The 16,436-nt window shown below is 67.5% G+C and carries 12 protein-coding genes and 1 pseudogene; 8 read left to right on the forward strand and 5 right to left on the reverse strand.

Features of this window, described 5'->3' with window-relative positions; all coding sequences use genetic code 11:
• Positions 1 to 11 precede the first annotated feature (11 nt).
• Positions 12 to 824 carry an aspartate/glutamate racemase family protein gene (locus N4G42_RS07450; protein WP_260666732.1) on the forward strand — a complete coding sequence of 271 codons (813 nt, stop codon included), beginning with the start codon at positions 12 to 14 and terminating at the stop codon, positions 822 to 824.
• 248 nt (positions 825 to 1,072) lie between these two features.
• Positions 1,073 to 1,915, forward strand: coding sequence for an amino acid ABC transporter substrate-binding protein (locus tag N4G42_RS07455; protein WP_260666733.1), 843 nt, complete (start codon positions 1,073 to 1,075; stop codon positions 1,913 to 1,915).
• Positions 1,916 to 1,936: 21 nt separating this feature from the next.
• Here the strand turns inward: N4G42_RS07455 and N4G42_RS07460 are convergent.
• Positions 1,937 to 2,827: pseudogene (locus N4G42_RS07460) on the reverse strand (NAD-dependent epimerase/dehydratase family protein).
• Positions 2,828 to 2,920: 93 nt separating this feature from the next.
• A complete protein-coding gene (locus N4G42_RS07465; protein WP_260666734.1) occupies positions 2,921 to 5,311 on the reverse strand; it encodes a GGDEF domain-containing protein in 2,391 nt (796 codons plus the stop codon).
• Positions 5,312 to 5,570: 259 nt separating this feature from the next.
• Between N4G42_RS07465 and N4G42_RS07470 the strand changes: the two genes are divergently transcribed.
• The 3 genes from N4G42_RS07470 to arsA all read left to right on the forward strand — a co-directional run bounded on the left by N4G42_RS07470 (position 5,571) and on the right by arsA (position 9,324).
• Positions 5,571 to 6,467 (forward strand): dienelactone hydrolase family protein, encoded by an 897-nt coding sequence (locus N4G42_RS07470; protein WP_260666735.1) that lies wholly within the window; start codon positions 5,571 to 5,573, stop codon positions 6,465 to 6,467.
• A 132-nt stretch (positions 6,468 to 6,599) separates the two neighbouring features.
• Complete coding sequence (locus N4G42_RS07475) at positions 6,600 to 7,439, forward strand: ZIP family metal transporter (RefSeq protein WP_056747512.1); 840 nt, start codon at positions 6,600 to 6,602, stop codon at positions 7,437 to 7,439.
• 52 nt (positions 7,440 to 7,491) lie between these two features.
• Positions 7,492 to 9,324, forward strand: coding sequence for an arsenical pump-driving ATPase (arsA, locus tag N4G42_RS07480; RefSeq protein ID WP_260666736.1), 1,833 nt, complete (start codon positions 7,492 to 7,494; stop codon positions 9,322 to 9,324).
• Between the two features lie 101 nt (positions 9,325 to 9,425).
• Here the strand turns inward: arsA and N4G42_RS07485 are convergent, their stop codons facing one another.
• Positions 9,426 to 10,175, reverse strand: a complete 750-nt coding sequence (locus tag N4G42_RS07485) for a LytR/AlgR family response regulator transcription factor (RefSeq protein ID WP_056061176.1) — start codon at positions 10,173 to 10,175, stop codon at positions 9,426 to 9,428.
• Positions 10,156 to 11,406: a sensor histidine kinase gene (locus N4G42_RS07490; RefSeq protein WP_260666737.1), complete on the reverse strand. Its 1,251-nt coding sequence runs from the start codon at positions 11,404 to 11,406 to the stop codon at positions 10,156 to 10,158. The genes N4G42_RS07485 and N4G42_RS07490 overlap by 20 nt, the downstream gene beginning before the upstream one ends.
• 52 nt (positions 11,407 to 11,458) lie before the next feature.
• Between N4G42_RS07490 and argH the strand changes: the two genes are divergently transcribed.
• From argH to N4G42_RS07505, 3 genes are all read left to right on the forward strand, one after another.
• Positions 11,459 to 12,946 carry an argininosuccinate lyase gene (argH, locus tag N4G42_RS07495; protein ID WP_260666738.1) on the forward strand — a complete coding sequence of 496 codons (1,488 nt, stop codon included), beginning with the start codon at positions 11,459 to 11,461 and terminating at the stop codon, positions 12,944 to 12,946.
• Between the two features lie 41 nt (positions 12,947 to 12,987).
• Positions 12,988 to 13,977, forward strand: a complete 990-nt coding sequence (locus N4G42_RS07500; protein WP_260666739.1) for a Bug family tripartite tricarboxylate transporter substrate binding protein — start codon at positions 12,988 to 12,990, stop codon at positions 13,975 to 13,977.
• Between the two features lie 228 nt (positions 13,978 to 14,205).
• On the forward strand, positions 14,206 to 15,663 hold the full coding sequence (locus N4G42_RS07505) for a sensor domain-containing diguanylate cyclase (protein ID WP_260666740.1): 1,458 nt from the start codon (positions 14,206 to 14,208) through the stop codon (positions 15,661 to 15,663).
• 126 nt (positions 15,664 to 15,789) lie between these two features.
• Here the strand turns inward: N4G42_RS07505 and N4G42_RS07510 are convergent, their stop codons facing one another.
• Positions 15,790 to 16,398 (reverse strand): hypothetical protein, encoded by a 609-nt coding sequence (locus N4G42_RS07510; protein ID WP_099729642.1) that lies wholly within the window; start codon positions 16,396 to 16,398, stop codon positions 15,790 to 15,792.
• Positions 16,399 to 16,436: the final 38 nt, after the last annotated feature.

Genomic DNA, 16,436 nt, shown 5'->3' on the forward strand with positions numbered 1-16,436 from the left:
TGGGCGTGAGCATGTTGTCGTCCACCCCGCACCCTCCGGCCCCGCAGGTGGTGGGCATTCTGGGGGGCATGGGGCCTGCTGCGGGTGCCGACTTTGTGCGCCTGTTTGTGCAGGCCTGCACCGACCGCATGGCGGCGCTGGGCATCCCTGTGCACGACCAGGCTTATCCTGAGCATTGGCTGGCGCAGGTGCCCATTCCCGACCGCACGGCGGCCTTGCACGACACCCGCCCCGGGGCCCACCAGCCTGCAGACCCGATGCTGCAGGCCACGGGCCGCCTGGCGGCCCTGGGCGCGCGCGTGGTGGCCATTGCCTGCAACACGGCGCATGCCTGGCATGGCCTGCTGCAGCAACGCTTTCCGCAGTTGATGGTGCTGCATGGTGTGCAAGAGGTCGCTGCAGACCTGGCGCTGCACAAGGTGCATGGCGTGGGCCTGTTGGCCACGCAGGGTGCCTACGAGGCGGGCTTGTACCAGCGCGAACTGGAGCACCGCGACATCGACTGCTTTGTGCCCGAACCCCGTGAGCGCGATGAGCTGATGCAGGGTATCTACGACGGTGTGAAGGCCGGCAACTACGCGCTGGCCCGCCAGCGGTTCGAGTCCGTGTCGCTGGTGCTGCAGCAGCGCTATGGGGTCTCCACGCTCATCATGGGCTGCACAGAAATTCCACTCGCACTGTCAGAGCACCCCCGGCTGGAGGGGCTGACGCTGGTCAACCCGTCCATGGTGTTGGCGGCTGCCTTGGCGCGGCATGCGTACGGAAACACGGGCATGGAAGCCCCGCCCCCCACTGGGCCTTCAGCTTCGCGGGCTGCGGTATAGCGCTGTAGAGCCCTGGTGCCGCTGCGCCCTGGTACGCCAGCCAGCGCACAGGCCATTGCCCAGGTGGCATCACGAAAACTTCGAAGAGGCAAGCCATGACATGTGAAGCGAATCCCGCGAGGTTTGGGATGGTGCGTGCGCTGGCTGCTGCCTGCGCTGCGTGTGCGACGGCGGGAGTCATCGCGCAGAACACGGGGACCGCTGCGGGTTTATCGACCTCTGCGAAGGCGGAAGTGCCAAGCCCCGCCTTGGCGCGCACAGCGGAGCCTCTGGGCCAGACGCTGCAGCGCATCCAGGCCACGGGAAGAGTGGTCATCGGCCACCGCGAATCTTCTCTGCCGATGTCCTATGTGGCCAATGGGGTGCCCCTGGGCTACAGCGTGGACGTGTGCCTGCAGATCGCACAGGCCATCGGTCGCCATCTGCAGCGGCGCGATCTGCGGGTGGACTACCGTCAGGTCACGTCGGGCAACCGCTTTGAGGCCATCGAGCGCGGCGATGTGGACCTGGAATGCGGCTCCACCACCAACACGGCTGCGCGCAGGCAGCGGGTGGCTTTCACCATTGCGCACTTCATTGCGTCATCACGCATCGTGGTGCAAAGCCAGCGCCCCTTCGAGCGTATCGAAGACCTGGACGGCAAGACCGTGGCTTCGACGGTGGGCACCACCAACATCGATTCGCTGGCGCGCGAGGCTGCCAACAAATCAGTGCGCCTGCGCATCGAGCCCGCCCGTGACCATGCCGAGGGCTTTGGCTGGGTGGTGGATGGCAGGGTGGACGGCTTTGCGATGGACGATGTGCTGCTCTATGGCCTGCGTGCCAGCCATGCCCGCCCGCAAGACCTGAAGGTGATTGGCAAGCCCATGACCATCGAGCCCTATGCGGTGGCGTTCGAGCGCAACGACCCTGCGCTCAAGGCCGTGGTCGATGCGGAGCTGCGGCGGCTCATCCAGACGCGGGAGCTGCACCGCCTGTACGACAAGTGGTTCACCCAGCCCATTCCGCCCCACGGCATCAATCTGGGCATGCGCATGTCGCACCTGCTGGTGGATTCGCTACGGTATCCGTCGGACTTCGTGCCCCAGTGACGAGGGCACAGACGTTGCACGTCAGCGCCAGGCGGTCGCCACCAGCTGGCTGTAATGCACCGCCTTGCGGCCCAGCAGCTGCTCGAACACCGCAGGGTTGCCCACGTTGTCGCTGCCCAGCATGGTGAGGGTTTCGGTGCACCAGGGCACGCTGGGCACTGCGTCGCCGAGGCGGGCGCTCAGCTGGGTGAGCGGGTCGGGCAGGCGCAGCACATGGGCTTTGCCGTGGCCCAGTTGCTGGCGCAGGCTGGCAATGAAGTCGCCCATGGTCAGGGCCTCCGGCCCAGCGCACTCGACGATGCCCTGGGTGGAGATGGCGGGCCCCAGCAGTGCAACGATGGCGGCGGCCAGATCGTGCACCGACACGGGCTGCACCCGCGCCGTGAGCATGGGGCCGGGGAACAGCGCCACTGGCAGGCGCGCCAGGTTCATGAACAGCGCACTGCTGTCGCCGCCTTTGCCAAACACCACACTGGGGCGCAGGATGGCGGGGTGCAATGCACCTTGTTTGGCCAACGCCAGCAGGTGCGTGTCTGCCGCGCGCTTGGTGGTGGCATAGCGGGTGGCACTGCCCTCAATGCCCAGGGCCGAAACATGCACCACGCGCCGCACACCCGCCTGGGCGCAGGCATCAAACAGCGCGACAGGCGTGTGCTGGTGCACTGCGTCGATGGGGCGCGCACGGCTGTCGCGCAGCACCCCCACGGCGTTGACCACGGCATCGATACCCGCTAGGCGCGGCAGCCAGGCCTGGGCCGAGGTGTCGCGCGCAAAGTCCATGGGCACCTGCAAGGCGCCGGGTTACCGGTGCCGGGGTGATACGCCGCCGTGCACCTGGTGTCCTGCACGGGTGAGTGCGGCAGCCACGGTGCGGCCCACAAAACCGGTGGAGCCGGTGAGCAAAATGTTCATCAGCGTTGTCCTGCGAAGAAGGTGAAGCGTGCAAAAACCGGAAGGCCCGGCGCGGACCTGCTCAGGCCGTCGCCACCCCCGCAGGCAACACCGTCACTGCGCAGGCGTGAAGACCTCGAAGCGGTTGCGGCCGCCGTACTTGGCGCGGTACAGAGCCGCATCGGCCGCGTGCACAAGTGTGTCAGAACTGGCGCCGGGGCGTGGCACCAGGCTGGCAATGCCCATGCTGAGCGTGATGTAGGGCGCCGTGGGGGAGCGGGGGTGGGCCAGGGCCGCCTCGCGCAGGCTGGCCATGCAGCGCTCTGCCACCGTCACTGCCTCGGGCAGGGGCACATCGGGCAGCAGCAGCACAAACTCCTCGCCGCCGTAGCGTGCGGCCACCTCGTCGGCCCTGCGGATGGTGCCCTGCAGCAGTTGCGCCACGCGGCGCAGGCATTCGTCACCGGCCAGATGGCCGTAGTGGTCGTTGTAGAGCTTGAAGTGGTCGATATCGATCAGGATCACGGCCAGCGGCAGCTGGTGCCGCCCGCAGCGCATCCATTCGGTGGCCAGCCGCTCGTCAAAGCGCCGGCGGTTGCCAATGCCCGTCACACCGTCGGTGGTGGACAGAAGGGCCAGCTTGGCGTTGGCGGCGGCCAGTTCCTGCTCCTTGCGCACCAGTTGGGTCACGTCGGTGCGCACACCGGCGATGCCACCCTGGGGGGTGCGCCGCTCGTCGGCCTGCAGCCAGCGGCCCTCGGGCAGGCGCTGCAGCACGGCATGGTTGGCCGCACGGTGGTCGGCCATGCGCTGGGCGAGCCAGGCCTCTTCGTTGCCAATGGCGTCGGGGTACTGGCCGCGCTCGGCGCCGTAGCGTGCGATCTGTTCAAACGTGCTGCCGGGCACGATCATGGGGGCCGAGATGGGGTACAGGCGCCGGTACTGGGCGTTGCACACCACCAGCTTGTCTTCTGCATCGAACAGTGCAAAGCCTTCGGGCAGTGACTCCACGGCGTCCTGCAGCAGCTGGCGGGCCTGCTGCGCCGCCTGCTGCGCGGCCTCCAGGGCCTGACGCTGCTCGATGAGGTTGGTGATGTCCAGCCGCACGGCCACGACGTAGTTCTCGGGGGTGCGGGTTTCGTAGATGTTGATCCAGCGGCCATCGCTCAGACGCTGCACCAGGGTGGATGTGCTGCTGCCGTGCTCTGACAGGCGCTCTGCGATCCATGCCTCCTCGCGCCCCTTGGCCGAAGGGATCAGGCCGCGCGAGACCGAATAACGCAGGATGTCCACAAAACCCTTGCCCAGGTGGTCCGCATAGTTGATGTACGGATACATGCGGGACAGCTGCTGGTTGTAGAGCACCAGCCGGTCCTGCTCGTCGAAGATCTCGATGCCCACGGGCAGGGCCTCCACCGCGCGCTCCAGCAGCTGGCGCATGCGCTGGCTTTCCTGTCGGGCGGTCTCGACCTTCTGGCGCTGTTCGATCAGGTCGCTGATGTCCAGGCGCACGCACACCGTCATGCCGGACGGGGTGCGGCATTCGTGCATGTGCATCCACGTGCCGTTGGGGTAGTGGCGCACTTCGGGGCCGGGCCGATGGCCCCGGATGGCCAGCTCATGCGCCAGCCAGAGCTCTTCCTGGTCCTTGGCCTCCTCGGGGATGCCGTGGCGCAGGCCCTCGCGCAGCAGTTCCTCATACGTCTTGCCCAGGGACTCAGCCACGGGCAGGTGCGGACGCAGGCGCGCCATCTGGTCATTGCACAGCACCAGCCGGTCTTGCTCGTCATAGATGTCCAGCCCGGCGGGCATGGCATTGACGGCCTCGCGCAGGCTGCGTTCGGCACGTTCGGCGTCGTGCAGGGCCTGCTTGAGTGCGCGTTCCTTGTGCACTGCGTCCGTGATGTCGGCGCGCAGTACCACCATGCCGCCCTCGTCTTGCAGGCGCTCGGTGATGAGCATCCAGCGGTCGCCCTCGACCTCCTGCACCTCGGGCTGGCCGGGCGAGCGATGGCGGGCCATGCGGTCGGCCAGCCAGGCATTGGTGTCCTGCCGCGCAGCCACGATGTGGCCGGATTCGGCAGCGCGGCGCAGCACGTCTTCAAAGCGGGTGCCGTAATCGACGGCCATGGTGGTGCCGGGGCTGACTTCCCGGTACCGGGGATTGCACAGCACTAGGCGGTCGTCAGCGTCGTAGATGGCCAGCCCGTCGGGCAGGATGTCCAGCGTGGCGCACAGCTGGTTGGTAGCCCGCTGCGCAGCATCCTGGGCGGCCCTGGCGGTGGCATGCATCGCCAGCAACCGGAGGCTCAGCCACCAGCACAGTACCGCACTGGCCACCAGCGCCAGCCCGGCACCCGCGCTGGCCAGTCGCATGGCCGGGTCCATGCTTTGGCGGGCCAGCGCCCAGGTCAGCAACCCCAAGCCCCCCGCGCCGCAAATCCCGACCACCAGTCGGACCAGCAGCTGTCCGCGCAGGGGGAGTGGTGTGGGATGAGGGGGCATGCGCTCGGGCCGGTGCGGATGGTCTAAGGGAGGTGGGCGGGTGGATGAAGAAAGAAAATGCAAATGTGGGCGGGCGAGCAGGCGTTTGCGCGGTAGCGGGTTGGTGGCGCATGCCCACGGCGACGGTGCTCGCGGAAAGTCTAGCAGTGCTCCCCGTTTTTCGGTAACCGAAAATGCGGAGGCGGTGCAAACCCCATAGACTCCGGGGCTGGCAGTTTCCACCCCGTGGCCCATCCCCCCTTTTTTTTGGAGAAAACCGATGTTCAATGACGACCTCCATGCCGACGCCCAGGCGCTGTTGCCGGGCCGCACCACCGAAGCGGGCGCCACGCGCCGTACTGCGCTGCAGGCAGCGCTGGGCCTGGGTTATGCGGTGGCGGCCGCCCCCATCATGGCGCAGACGGCCATTGCCACGCCGGCAGACGGCCTGACGGTGGGGGAAGTGAGCTTCACGGTCAATGGCTTCAAGGTGCCGGCCTACCGCGCAGCACCGGCTGGCAAGACCGGCCTGCCCGTGGTACTGGTGATCCAGGAAATTTTTGGCGTGCACGAATACATCGCCGACACCTGCCGCCGCTTTGCCAAGGCGGGTTACCTGGCCATTGCCCCACAGCTGTACGCGCGCCAGGGCGACGCCACCACCTATACCGACATTGCCAAGCTGATGGCTGAAGTGGTGTCCAAGGTGCCCGATGCCCAGGTGATGGCCGACCTGGACGGCGCTGTGGCATGGGCCGCAGCCAACGGGGGCGATGGCGCCCGGGTGGGGATCACCGGCTTTTGCTGGGGTGGCCGCATCACCTGGCTGTATGCCGCACACGGCCCCGTCAAGGCCGGCGTGGCATGGTACGGGCGGCTGGTGGGGCAAGCGAGCGAGCTCACCCCCAAGCACCCTGTGGACCTGGCCCCCATCCTCAAGGCGCCGGTGCTGGGCCTGTATGGTGAAAAAGACACCGGCATCCCTCTTGACACGGTTGATAAGATGAAAGCGGCCTTGTCCAGTGGCTCGCCACAGGCCAAGGCGTCGGAATTTGTGGTGTACCCCGATGCACCGCATGCCTTCCATGCCGACTACCGCGCCAGCTACCGCAAGGAAGCGGCCGAAGACGGCTGGAAGCGTGCGCTGGCCTGGTTCAAGACGCACGGTGTGGTTTGATGCACAAACCCCCGGCCCACCAGGCCACCCGCAGCCGCCCCACACCCGGGGCGGCTTTTTTCATCTTGCATCGGGCGTGCAGAATTTGAACAAACATAAGCTCCAAGGCTTACAAATAAAGCGTAAAAAGCTATGACTTTGGTAGCAATCATTCTGGCCACACTGGCCGCTGGTATCGGCAGCGTGTGGCTGGCCGCCTTGCTCATGCGGCTGGGCCTGGGTGGGCGGAGCGACAGCGTGGGGCCGCAGCACCTGCTCAGCCTGGCCGCGGGTGCCTTGCTGGCCACGGCCTTCATGCACCTGTTGCCCGAGGCGTTCGAGAGCCAGGCGGGCGCCCACGACCTGTTTGCCACCCTGCTGGTGGGTGTGGTGTTCTTCTTTTTGCTGGACAAGGCCGAACTGTGGCACCACGGGCATGAGCACAGCCACGCAGAGACTGCAGCCCATAGCCATGCCCACCATGACCATGGCCATGAAACCGGCCATGACCACGGCCACGCGCACCACCACCACGGCCCGCGCTCGGGAGGCTGGGCGGTGCTCACGGGCGACAGCGTGCATTGTTTTGGCGACGGCATCCTGATCGCCTCGGCCTTCATGGCTGACATTCGCCTGGGGGTGATTGCCGCAGTATCGGTACTCGCGCATGAGGTGCCGCACCACATGGGCGACCTGGTGGTGCTGCGCCAGACCAGCCCCAACCGCCGCATGGCGCTGGTGAAGGTGTCGCTGGCGGGGGCCGTGACGGCGCTGGGCGGGGTGGTGGGCTACTTCCTGGTGGGGCAGTTGCAAGACTTTTTGCCGTACTTCCTGGCCGTGGCGTCGAGCAGTTTTGTGTACGTGGCGCTCGCCGACCTGATCCCCCAGCTGCAAAAACGCCTGACCGCGCGCGAAACCGTGTTGCAGATTGCCTGGCTGATTGCCGGCATGGCGGTGGTCACGCTGGTGAGCGGGGCGGCGCACGCGCACTGAAGCACTTGACCTGGCTCAAGGCCGTGCCGGACGGTTCTGCCATGCTGGGCCCATGACTGCCCCACACGCCACCCCCATCTCCCTCGGGCTGCTCGCCCAGCCCACGCGTTTCCTGTTCTTCACGGGCAAGGGTGGGGTGGGCAAGACATCGCTGTCCACGGCTGCGGCCATTGCCCTGGCGGATGCGGGCCGCCAGGTGCTGCTGGTCAGCACCGATGCGGCCTCCAACCTGGATGAAATGCTGGGCGTGCCGCTGTCCAACCAGCCAGTGGCCGTGCCCGGGGTGCCGGGGCTGCACATGCTCAACATCGACCCCGATACCGCCGCCGAGGCCTACCGCCAGCGCGTGCTGGCGCAGCTGGAGGCCACCGCCAGCAGCGATGAACGCGCAACAGTGCGCGAGCAACTCTCGGGCGCCTGCACCACCGAGATCGCTGCATTTGACGAATTTGCCGCGCTGTTGGCCAGCGAGGGCAGTGACACCGGCCATGTGTTCGATCATGTGGTGTTCGACACGGCCCCCACCGGCCACACGCTGCGCCTGCTGAGCCTTCCCAAGGCCTGGACCGGATTCCTGGCCGGCAATGACCGGGGCGCCTCGTGCCTGGGGCCGCACTCGGGCCTCAAGATGCAGGAGGCGCGCTTCAACGCCGCCCTGGCCGCGCTGAGCGACCCGGCCCTGACCACCGTGGTGCTGGTCACCCGCCCCGACCCCCGCCCCATGCAAGAGGCCGCGCGCACCGCGCGGGAGCTGCGCGCCCTGGGCCTCGCCAACCAGCGCCTGGCCATCAACGGCGTGTTCCATGCCAGCCGACCGGGGCAGGACGCGGTGGCCGACGCCATCGAGGCCCTGGGCCGCGAAGCCATGGACCAGATGCCCGATGCGCTGGCGCATTTGCCGCGCGACGAGGTGCCGTTGCGCGCCTTTGACACCGTGGGCCTGCCCGCGTTGCGGGCCCTCCTGGGTGGCGGCGATGTGACGTTGCGCGCGCCCACTGCCGCAGCGGGTGTGCCGTTGCAGGCGGAGCCCCTCGCCGCCCTGGCCGACGCGTTGGCCGCCAAGGGCCACGGCCTCATCATGGTGATGGGCAAGGGCGGCGTGGGCAAGACCACCATCGCCGCCGCGCTGGCCGTGGGCCTGGTGCAGCGCGGGCACAGCGTGCACCTCACCACCACCGACCCGGCGGCCCATGTGCAAAGCCAGCTCGATGGCAGCCTGCCGGGGCTGAAAGTGGGGCGCATCGACCCACAGGCCGAAACCCAGGCTTACATCGACAAGATCATGGCCACGCGCGGCAAGGTGCTGGTCGACGCGGGCCGCGCTCTGCTGCTGGAAGACCTGCAATCGCCCTGTACCGAAGAGGTGGCCGTGTTCCATGCCTTCAGCCGCGTGGTCAACGAGGCCCGCAGCGCCTTTGTGGTGCTGGACACGGCGCCCACCGGCCACAGCCTGCTGCTGATGGACGCCACCGGCGCCTACCACCGGCAGATGACGCAGCAGTACGAAGGCAACGTCAACGCCAAGCACATCATCACGCCGCTGATGCGCCTTCAGGACGCGGACATGACCCATGTGGTCATCGTCACGCTGCCCGAGGTCACGCCTGTGAGCCAAGCCGCCGCGCTGCAGGACGACCTGCGCCGCGCCCGCATTGAGCCCTGGGCCTGGGTCATCAACAAAAGTGTGGCGGCCACGGGCACCAGCGACCCCTTGCTGCAGGCCCGGCTGGAGGGCGAGCAACAGCAGGCCGCACGCATCGCCAGCGGCCTGGCGCAGCGCACCTACGTGCTGCCCTGGCTGGCACAGCCGCCTGTGGGCGTGGAGGCGCTGGGGCGGCTGGTGGCCGCACCGCCTGCAGTCACAGGAGATTTGCTATCTCATTGATAGCTGCTCAGGCATATGGGACTAGCACTGGCGGCCAAAATGGCTAAAAAAATATCTGTAGGGGTGTTCCAAGGCCCTCAAAGGCCTGTGCACCTCTGCTGCTAGCGCGCCAGCTCCTCGCGCACAGCCGCCACCTGCCGCCGCGACACCGCCAGCAGTTCGGTCGAGCCTTGCAGCCGCACCGCCCAGCCTTCGCCCTCCTCAGGGTCGTAGTGCTTTTCCAGCGCGCGCACGGCGCGGCGCGCCACCAGCGCATTGCGGTGGATGCGCAGGAAGCGCGGTGCAAACTTGGCTTCCAGCTCGCTCAGCGAGCCGTCCATGATGTAGCTGCGCGTGGTGGTGCGCACGGTCACGTATTTCTGCTCGGCCTTGAAGTACAGCACCTCGGTCAGCGGCAGGCGTTCGGTGCGGCCCCGGTCCTGGATCAGCAGGGTTTCCCCCTCGGGCAGGCTGGGCACGGCGCTGGGCCCTGCGGGGCGGCTGGTGCGCTGCACCTTGGCCAGGGCCTGCTGCAGGCGCTCGCGGCGCACGGGTTTGGTCAGGTAGTCCACGGCATCCAGCTCGAACGCGCTCACTGCGTGGTCGGCGTGGGCCGTCACAAACACCACGGCCGGGGGCTGGGGCAGGGCCTGCAGTGCATGGGCCAGTGCCAGGCCGTCCTGGCCGGGCATGTGGATGTCCAGCAGCACCAGGTCGTACCCACGCCCCCCGGTGGGACCCAGCAGCGCCATGGTCTCGGCGGCGTTGGAGGCCTCTGCCACCGTGCAGCGCTGGATGTCCGAGCAGTCGGACAGCAGGGTGCGCAAGCGGCTGCGCGCCAGGGCTTCGTCATCAACGATCAGGATGTTCATGGGGTTTGGAGGGGGTAGGTTCGGTCGGGGCCACCGCGCCTCGGCGGTAGCCGCCCCGCAGGTCGCCACGCCCGCGCAAGGGCGTACGTGGGCGGGCGGCAGGGGTGGGGTCGGCGGCGGGCAAGGTGATGCGCACCTGGTACAGCCCGTCCTGCACGCCAGCGGTGAATTCGCCCTGCACGTCATGCAGCAAGGCCAGCCGCGCGCGCACGTTGGCCAGTGCGATGCCATGGCCCCGCGTGCTGGGCTCGTCGTGTTTGCCGGTTTTGCCCTCTTTGGGGGGCAGGGTGTTGGTGATGCGCACCACCACGCGGGTGCCGCGCTGCTCGGTCAGCACGCGCAGCTTGCCGCCCCGGGCGCTGGGCTCCACGCCATGTTTGACGGCGTTTTCCACCAACGGCTGCAGCAGCAGCGGCGGCAGGCGCGCGCTGTCGGTGCGTGGGTCCAGGTTCCACTGCACCTGCAGTCGCTTGCCAAAGCGCACCTGCTCAATGCCCAGGTAGCGGCGCGCCAGGGTGATCTCCTCGGCCAGCGTGGTCGATTCGCCCTGCTCGATGAGGGCCACGCGGAACAGGTCCGACAGGTCTTCGAGCAGCGACTCGGCCTTGGCCGGCTCCTCACGCACCAGCGCAATGGCGCTGTTGAGTGTGTTGAACAAAAAATGCGGGCGGATGCGCGACTGCAGCTCGGTCAGGCGCGCCGTGGTGGCGGCCGGGGTGCGGCCCCGGGCGCGCAGCACCAGCGCAGCCACCAGCATGGCAGCCAGCAACGCGCCTGTCGCTGCGCTGGCCAGCCAGGGCGGCGATGCCGACAGGCCCACCAGCGCCAGCATGGCGCAGGCATAGGCACCGGCCACGGCCCCCAGCAGCACCCCGGCGGCATATTGCTGCGCGGTGGACAGGCGCTGCAGCACCGTCTTGAGGCTGCAGGCCGTGATCAGCCACACCAGCGTGGCCGGCAGCGCGCCGCCGGTCAGCAGTGCCAGGCTGGCCAGCCATTCGACGGGGCTGCCGGCGCCATACATGGCACCCACGCCCACCACCACCTCCACAAACAGCACGGCCCGCAGCACCACACCGACCTGGCAGGCATCGAACACCAGGGCCCGCCCACGTGGCGGCTGCCCGCCCGGCCCGGCGCCCGCAGCGGCCCGCACGCTGCGCGCTGGCCTGTCTGGCAGGGCGGAATCCGGCGGCGGGGGCTGGGTCGATAAAATTTGGGTGTTTTGCATTGCGGCATCCGGACAGTCCGGGTGTCTGAACCACCGGATTATTGCCCTCCTTATGTCCAAAGCCCAAGCCACCAGCGCCGACTCTGCGCCGTCCCACAACCAGCTCGACACCAAGGCCCAGGCCTGGTCGGCGCTGTTTTCCGAGCCCATGAGCGACCTGGTCAAGCGCTACACCTCCAGCGTTTTCTTCGACAAGCGCCTGTGGCAGGCCGACATTGCAGGCAGCCTGGCGCACGCCGAAATGCTGGCCGCGCAGGGCATCATCAGTGCCGAAGACCACGCCTCCATCCAGCGCGGCATGGCCCAGATCACGTCGGAAATCGAGTCTGGCGCCTTCGAGTGGAAGCTGGACCTGGAAGACGTTCACCTGAACATCGAGGCCCGCCTGACCCAGCTGGTGGGCGACGCTGGCAAGCGCCTGCACACCGGCCGCAGCCGCAACGACCAGGTGGCCACCGACGTGCGCCTGTGGCTGCGCGGCGAGATCGACCTGATCGGCGACCTGCTCAAAGAGCTGCAGGTGTCGCTGGTCGATGTGGCCGAGCAGAACGTCGAGGTGATCCTGCCCGGCTTCACCCACCTGCAGGTGGCGCAGCCCGTGAGCTTCGGCCACCACATGCTGGCCTACGTTGAGATGTTCAAGCGCGACGCCGAGCGGATGGCCGACGTGCGCCGCCGCACCAATGTGCTGCCGCTGGGCAGCGCGGCCCTGGCCGGCACCACCTACCCGCTGGACCGCGAGCGCGTGGCCAAGACGCTGGGCATGGTGGATGCGAACGGGTCCCCCGTGGTGTGCCAGAACAGCCTGGACGCCGTGAGCGACCGCGACTTCGCCATCGAATTCACCGCTGCCGCCAGCCTGTGCATGGTGCACGTGAGCCGCCTGTCCGAAGAACTCATCATCTGGATGAGCCAGAACTTCGGCTTCATCAAGATCGCCGACCGTTTCACCACCGGCTCGTCGATCATGCCGCAGAAGAAAAACCCCGACGTGCCGGAACTGGCGCGCGGCAAGACGGGCCGCGTGGTCGGTCACCTGATGGGTTTGATCACGCTGATGAAGGGCCAGCCCCTGGCCTACAACAAGGATAACCAGGAAGACAAAGAACCGCTGTTCGACACCGTGGACACGCTCAAGGACACGCTGCGCATCTTCGCCGAGATGGTCGGCGGCCAGTTGAACCCCGCCACGGGCAAGAAAGAGGGCGGCATCACCGTCAACGCCCAGGCCATGGAGCAGGCCGCACTCAAGGGCTATGCCACGGCCACCGACCTGGCCGACTACCTGGTCAAGAAGGGCCTGCCCTTCCGCGATGCGCACGAGACGGTGGCCCACGCCGTGAAGGCGGCCACCACCCATGCGTGTGACCTGTCGGAGCTGCCCCTGACCGTGCTGCAGGGCTTTCACCCCGCCATCGAGAAGGATGTGTACGAGTGCCTGAGCCTGCGCGGCTCGCTCAACGCCCGCAACACGCTGGGCGGCACGGCCCCGGCGCAGGTGCGTGCCCAGCTGGCGCGCCACCGCGCCCGCCTGGCCTGATCTTTGCACCGCCTGTTGACCCTCTACCCTGGAGCTTTTTCATGACAACTTCCCGCCGCAGCCTGCTGTCCCTCCTTGTGCGCACTGGTGCTTTTGTGGGGGCCGCGCTGGCCGTGGGCCTGGCGTCCGCCCAGCAGGCCAAGCCCATCCGCCTGCTTGTGGGTTTTCCGCCCGGCGGCGGTACGGACGCCATCGCGCGCACGCTGTCCGAGAAGCTCAAGGATGAGCTGGGCCAGCCTGTGGTGGTCGAAAACCGCCCCGGCGCGGGCGGCCAGATTGCCGCGCAGGCACTCAAGGCCTCGGCGCCCGACGGCACCACGCTGTTCCTCACGCACGACCACACCATCTCCATCCTGCCCCAGGTGGTGAAGAACCCCGGCTACGAACCCGCGCGCGACTTTGTGGCGGTGGGCGGTTTTGCCACGTTTGTGAATGCGTTTGCCGTGTCGGGCGGCACGCCGGCCAAGTCGTTCACCGAGTACGTGCAGTGGGTCAAGACGGCCGGTGGCAGCAAGGGCGCGGTGGGTATTCCTGCGCCAGCTTCCACTCCAGAGTTTCTGGTCAAGCTGGTCGGGCAAAAGTACCAGCTGGACCTGGTCTCGGCACCGTACCGGGGCAGCGCCCCCATGATGGCTGACATGCTGGGCAACCAGATCAGCGCGGGCGTGGCCTCGGTGCAGGACTTCATGGAAAACCACAAGGCCGGCAAGGTGCGCGTGGTGGGCGTGCTGGGCACCAAGCGCCAGGCCTCCATGCCCGATGTGCCCACGTTCGACGAGATGGGCCTCAAGGGCTTTGAAGACCTGCCGTACTACGGCATCTACGCACCCACCGGCACGCCGCAAAAGTTCATCACCGACTTCTCGAACGCGCTGGCCAAGGTGGTGGCCCAGCCCGATGTGCGCGAGCACCTCACCGCCATGGGCCTGACGGTGGGCTACATGTCGCCCCAGCAACTGGCCACGCGCGAGAAGGCCTACACCGAGGCCTGGACGCGCATCATCAAGACCAGCGGGTTTGTAGCGCAATAAAGGACGGGGAGGGCTGCTGCGAAGCCGCCTGACCCCGCCCGCATTCGCATCACCGGCGGTGCGTGCTGTGCGTGTGGTACGTGCTGTGCGTGCCGTGGGGCTGTGGCCACAAGGGGCCGTCTCACCGACCGGCCTGGGTGTCTCCAAAGCGGCCAGCCCCAGCGCATTCGGTGCTGGCCGGTCTGCACAGACCATGGCACCATCCGGCACCCATCCCGGACCTCATTCATGCCCACCAGCCGCCTTCCTTCGAACTGGATCCATCACCGGTACCTGCCCCTCGCGGTGGGCGTGTGCAGCAGCACACTGGCCGCCTTGCTGGCCTGGATGGTCATCGACATCTCTCACACCAAGGCGCGGGCCGAGATTGCTGCGCAGGCGCAAAGCCACCTGCTGCAGATCCGCGACCGCCTGGACAGGCAATTGCAAAGCACGCTGTCGGTGCCCGAAACGGTATCCGCCTTCATTGCCGCACAAGGCAGCATGTCGCCCGACATCTTTGCCACTGTAGTGGGCCGCCTGCTGGAGCACCAGCGCAATATCCGCAACCTGGCTCTGGCGCCCGACAACGTCATCAGCGATGTGTACCCGCGCGTGGGCAATGAGCGAGCGATTGGCCTGCGGTACCTGGACAACCCGCAGCAGCGTGGTGCGGTGGAGCGGGCCATCCAGACCCGCCGAACCGTCGTTGCAGGTCCCATTCCGCTGGTGCAAGGGGGGCTCGGCATCATCAGCCGCACGCCGGTGTTTCTGGCGCATCCGCCGGGGCGTGCACCGGTGGGTGGGCCCCGTTACTGGGGCATCGTGTCGCTCACCGTCAATGCCGACACCCTGTTCGCCGACGTGGGCCTGAACTCCGACCAGATGGGTTTTCAGGTGGCGGCACGTGGACTGGACGCCATGGGCGCGCAGGGCGCGGTGTTCATCGGCCGCCCTCAGTTGTTCGACGAGGATCCGGCCACGCTCGATGTGCCCTTGCCGGGTGGCGGCAGCTGGATCCTGGGCGCGGTCCCCACCGGCGGGTGGGGGGCTGCAGGCCGTGCACCCGCGCTGGTGGTGATGCTGGCCTACGCGTTCGCGCTGGTGCTGGGGCTGTTGAGCGCTCGGCTGGTGCGCGCCCACCAGCAGGTGCTGGCCCTGGCCAGCCACGACCGCCTGACGGGGCTGCCCAACCGGCGCCTGTTTGAAGACCGCTTGTCGCAGGCGGTGCTGACGGCCTACCGTGACCACCGTGCGGGCGCGTTGTTGCTGGTCGACCTGGATGGTTTCAAGGCGGTCAATGACAGCCTGGGGCATGGCAGTGGCGACCAGGTGCTGGTGCGTGTGGCGCAGCGTCTGGCCGGGCTGGCCCGCGCCAATGACACCGCCGCCCGCCTGGGCGGCGACGAATTTGCACTGGTGCTGAACGCTGTGGCGTCCCCCGAGGCCGCCATGGAACTGGCCCACAAGGTGCTGGCAGCGCTGGTGGCGCCCATCGGACTCGACAGTGGCCAACACGTGCTGACTGGCGCAAGCGTTGGGGTCGCTTTGTTCCAGGGCCCTGCTGTGGAATCCATGCCCGCGCTCATGGACCGGGCGGACCGGGCGCTGTACACCAGCAAGCGCAGCGGCAAAGGGCTGGCCACATTGGCCGAAGCCCCCGGCGCTGCAGAGTTGCCGCAGGAGACCCCGCCGCCGTTAGCCTGAGAAGCATGTTTTGCGTGGAAATCAAGTAAAAATAGCTGCAGGCGCTAGTACATAAAGCGCTTGCAGCTATATTTTTAGGAGCGTTTTCTGCCACGGGGCCTGTCGTCGTGCAGCCCCGCAACCCGGTCACAGCATGGCCGTGCGCTGCTGCTCGGCGCGCGATGCGCCAATGGCGGTCTCCACGTTCTTGACCTCCTCGGGCGGGGGCAGCACGGCGGGCATGCCCAGGGCCTGAATGGCCAGCTCGCGGCACCAGCCTTTGGTGTGGTACAGGTGGTGGTCCTCGTCTTTTTCCACGGCCTTGTGCGCTACCTTGAGGGTGTGGCCCACATCGCCCGTGGCCACCTTGGCGACCTGGCCCAGCAGCTCCCAGTTGGCGTGATCCTTGGTCTCCGCGTGCACCACACATTCGCATGCCACCAGCTGTGCGGCGTCGGGGCTGCCAGACTTTTTGGCCAGCTGCATCGCCTGCACCAGGGACGTGCCAATGTGCTTGACCACGGCCCGCGTGGGCGACTGCGTATCAGGGTCCAGGCCCAGCGCATCGCAGATGCCGCGCACCACGTTCTGGTGCGCCAGTGTTTCTTCCAGATAACCTTGCCATTCCTTCTTCAGGTCGGTGTTGATGGCGCAGGTGAGGGCGGTGCGGTACACCTGTTCGCCGCCGAGTTCGGTCTCCATCATCTGCAGGACGAGGTCGTCGAGTTGATGGCTGTCGTAGTGGCTTTTGGGCATGGGTGCTCCTTGGGGTGGTGGGGTGAACGAAAAGGTGG

The organism is Acidovorax sp. K2F, from assembly GCF_025246485.1.
Taxonomy (GTDB): Bacteria; Pseudomonadota; Gammaproteobacteria; order Burkholderiales; family Burkholderiaceae_C; genus Acidovorax; species Acidovorax delafieldii.

Bases quoted from the DNA above. Each gene is read 5' to 3' on its own strand.
- N4G42_RS07450 (WP_260666732.1), top strand. From the start codon at position 12: ATGTTGTCGTCCACCCCGCACCCTCCGGCCCCGCAGGTGGTGGGCATT.
- N4G42_RS07465 (WP_260666734.1), bottom strand. From the start codon at position 5,311: ATGCCCCCTCATCCCACACCACTCCCCCTGCGCGGACAGCTGCTGGTC.
- N4G42_RS07470 (WP_260666735.1), top strand. From the start codon at position 5,571: ATGTTCAATGACGACCTCCATGCCGACGCCCAGGCGCTGTTGCCGGGC.
- N4G42_RS07475 (WP_056747512.1), top strand. From the start codon at position 6,600: ATGACTTTGGTAGCAATCATTCTGGCCACACTGGCCGCTGGTATCGGC.
- arsA (WP_260666736.1), top strand. From the start codon at position 7,492: ATGACTGCCCCACACGCCACCCCCATCTCCCTCGGGCTGCTCGCCCAG.
- N4G42_RS07485 (WP_056061176.1), bottom strand. From the start codon at position 10,175: ATGAACATCCTGATCGTTGATGACGAAGCCCTGGCGCGCAGCCGCTTG.
- N4G42_RS07490 (WP_260666737.1), bottom strand. From the start codon at position 11,406: ATGCAAAACACCCAAATTTTATCGACCCAGCCCCCGCCGCCGGATTCC.
- argH (WP_260666738.1), top strand. From the start codon at position 11,459: ATGTCCAAAGCCCAAGCCACCAGCGCCGACTCTGCGCCGTCCCACAAC.
- N4G42_RS07500 (WP_260666739.1), top strand. From the start codon at position 12,988: ATGACAACTTCCCGCCGCAGCCTGCTGTCCCTCCTTGTGCGCACTGGT.
- N4G42_RS07505 (WP_260666740.1), top strand. From the start codon at position 14,206: ATGCCCACCAGCCGCCTTCCTTCGAACTGGATCCATCACCGGTACCTG.
- N4G42_RS07510 (WP_099729642.1), bottom strand. From the start codon at position 16,398: ATGCCCAAAAGCCACTACGACAGCCATCAACTCGACGACCTCGTCCTG.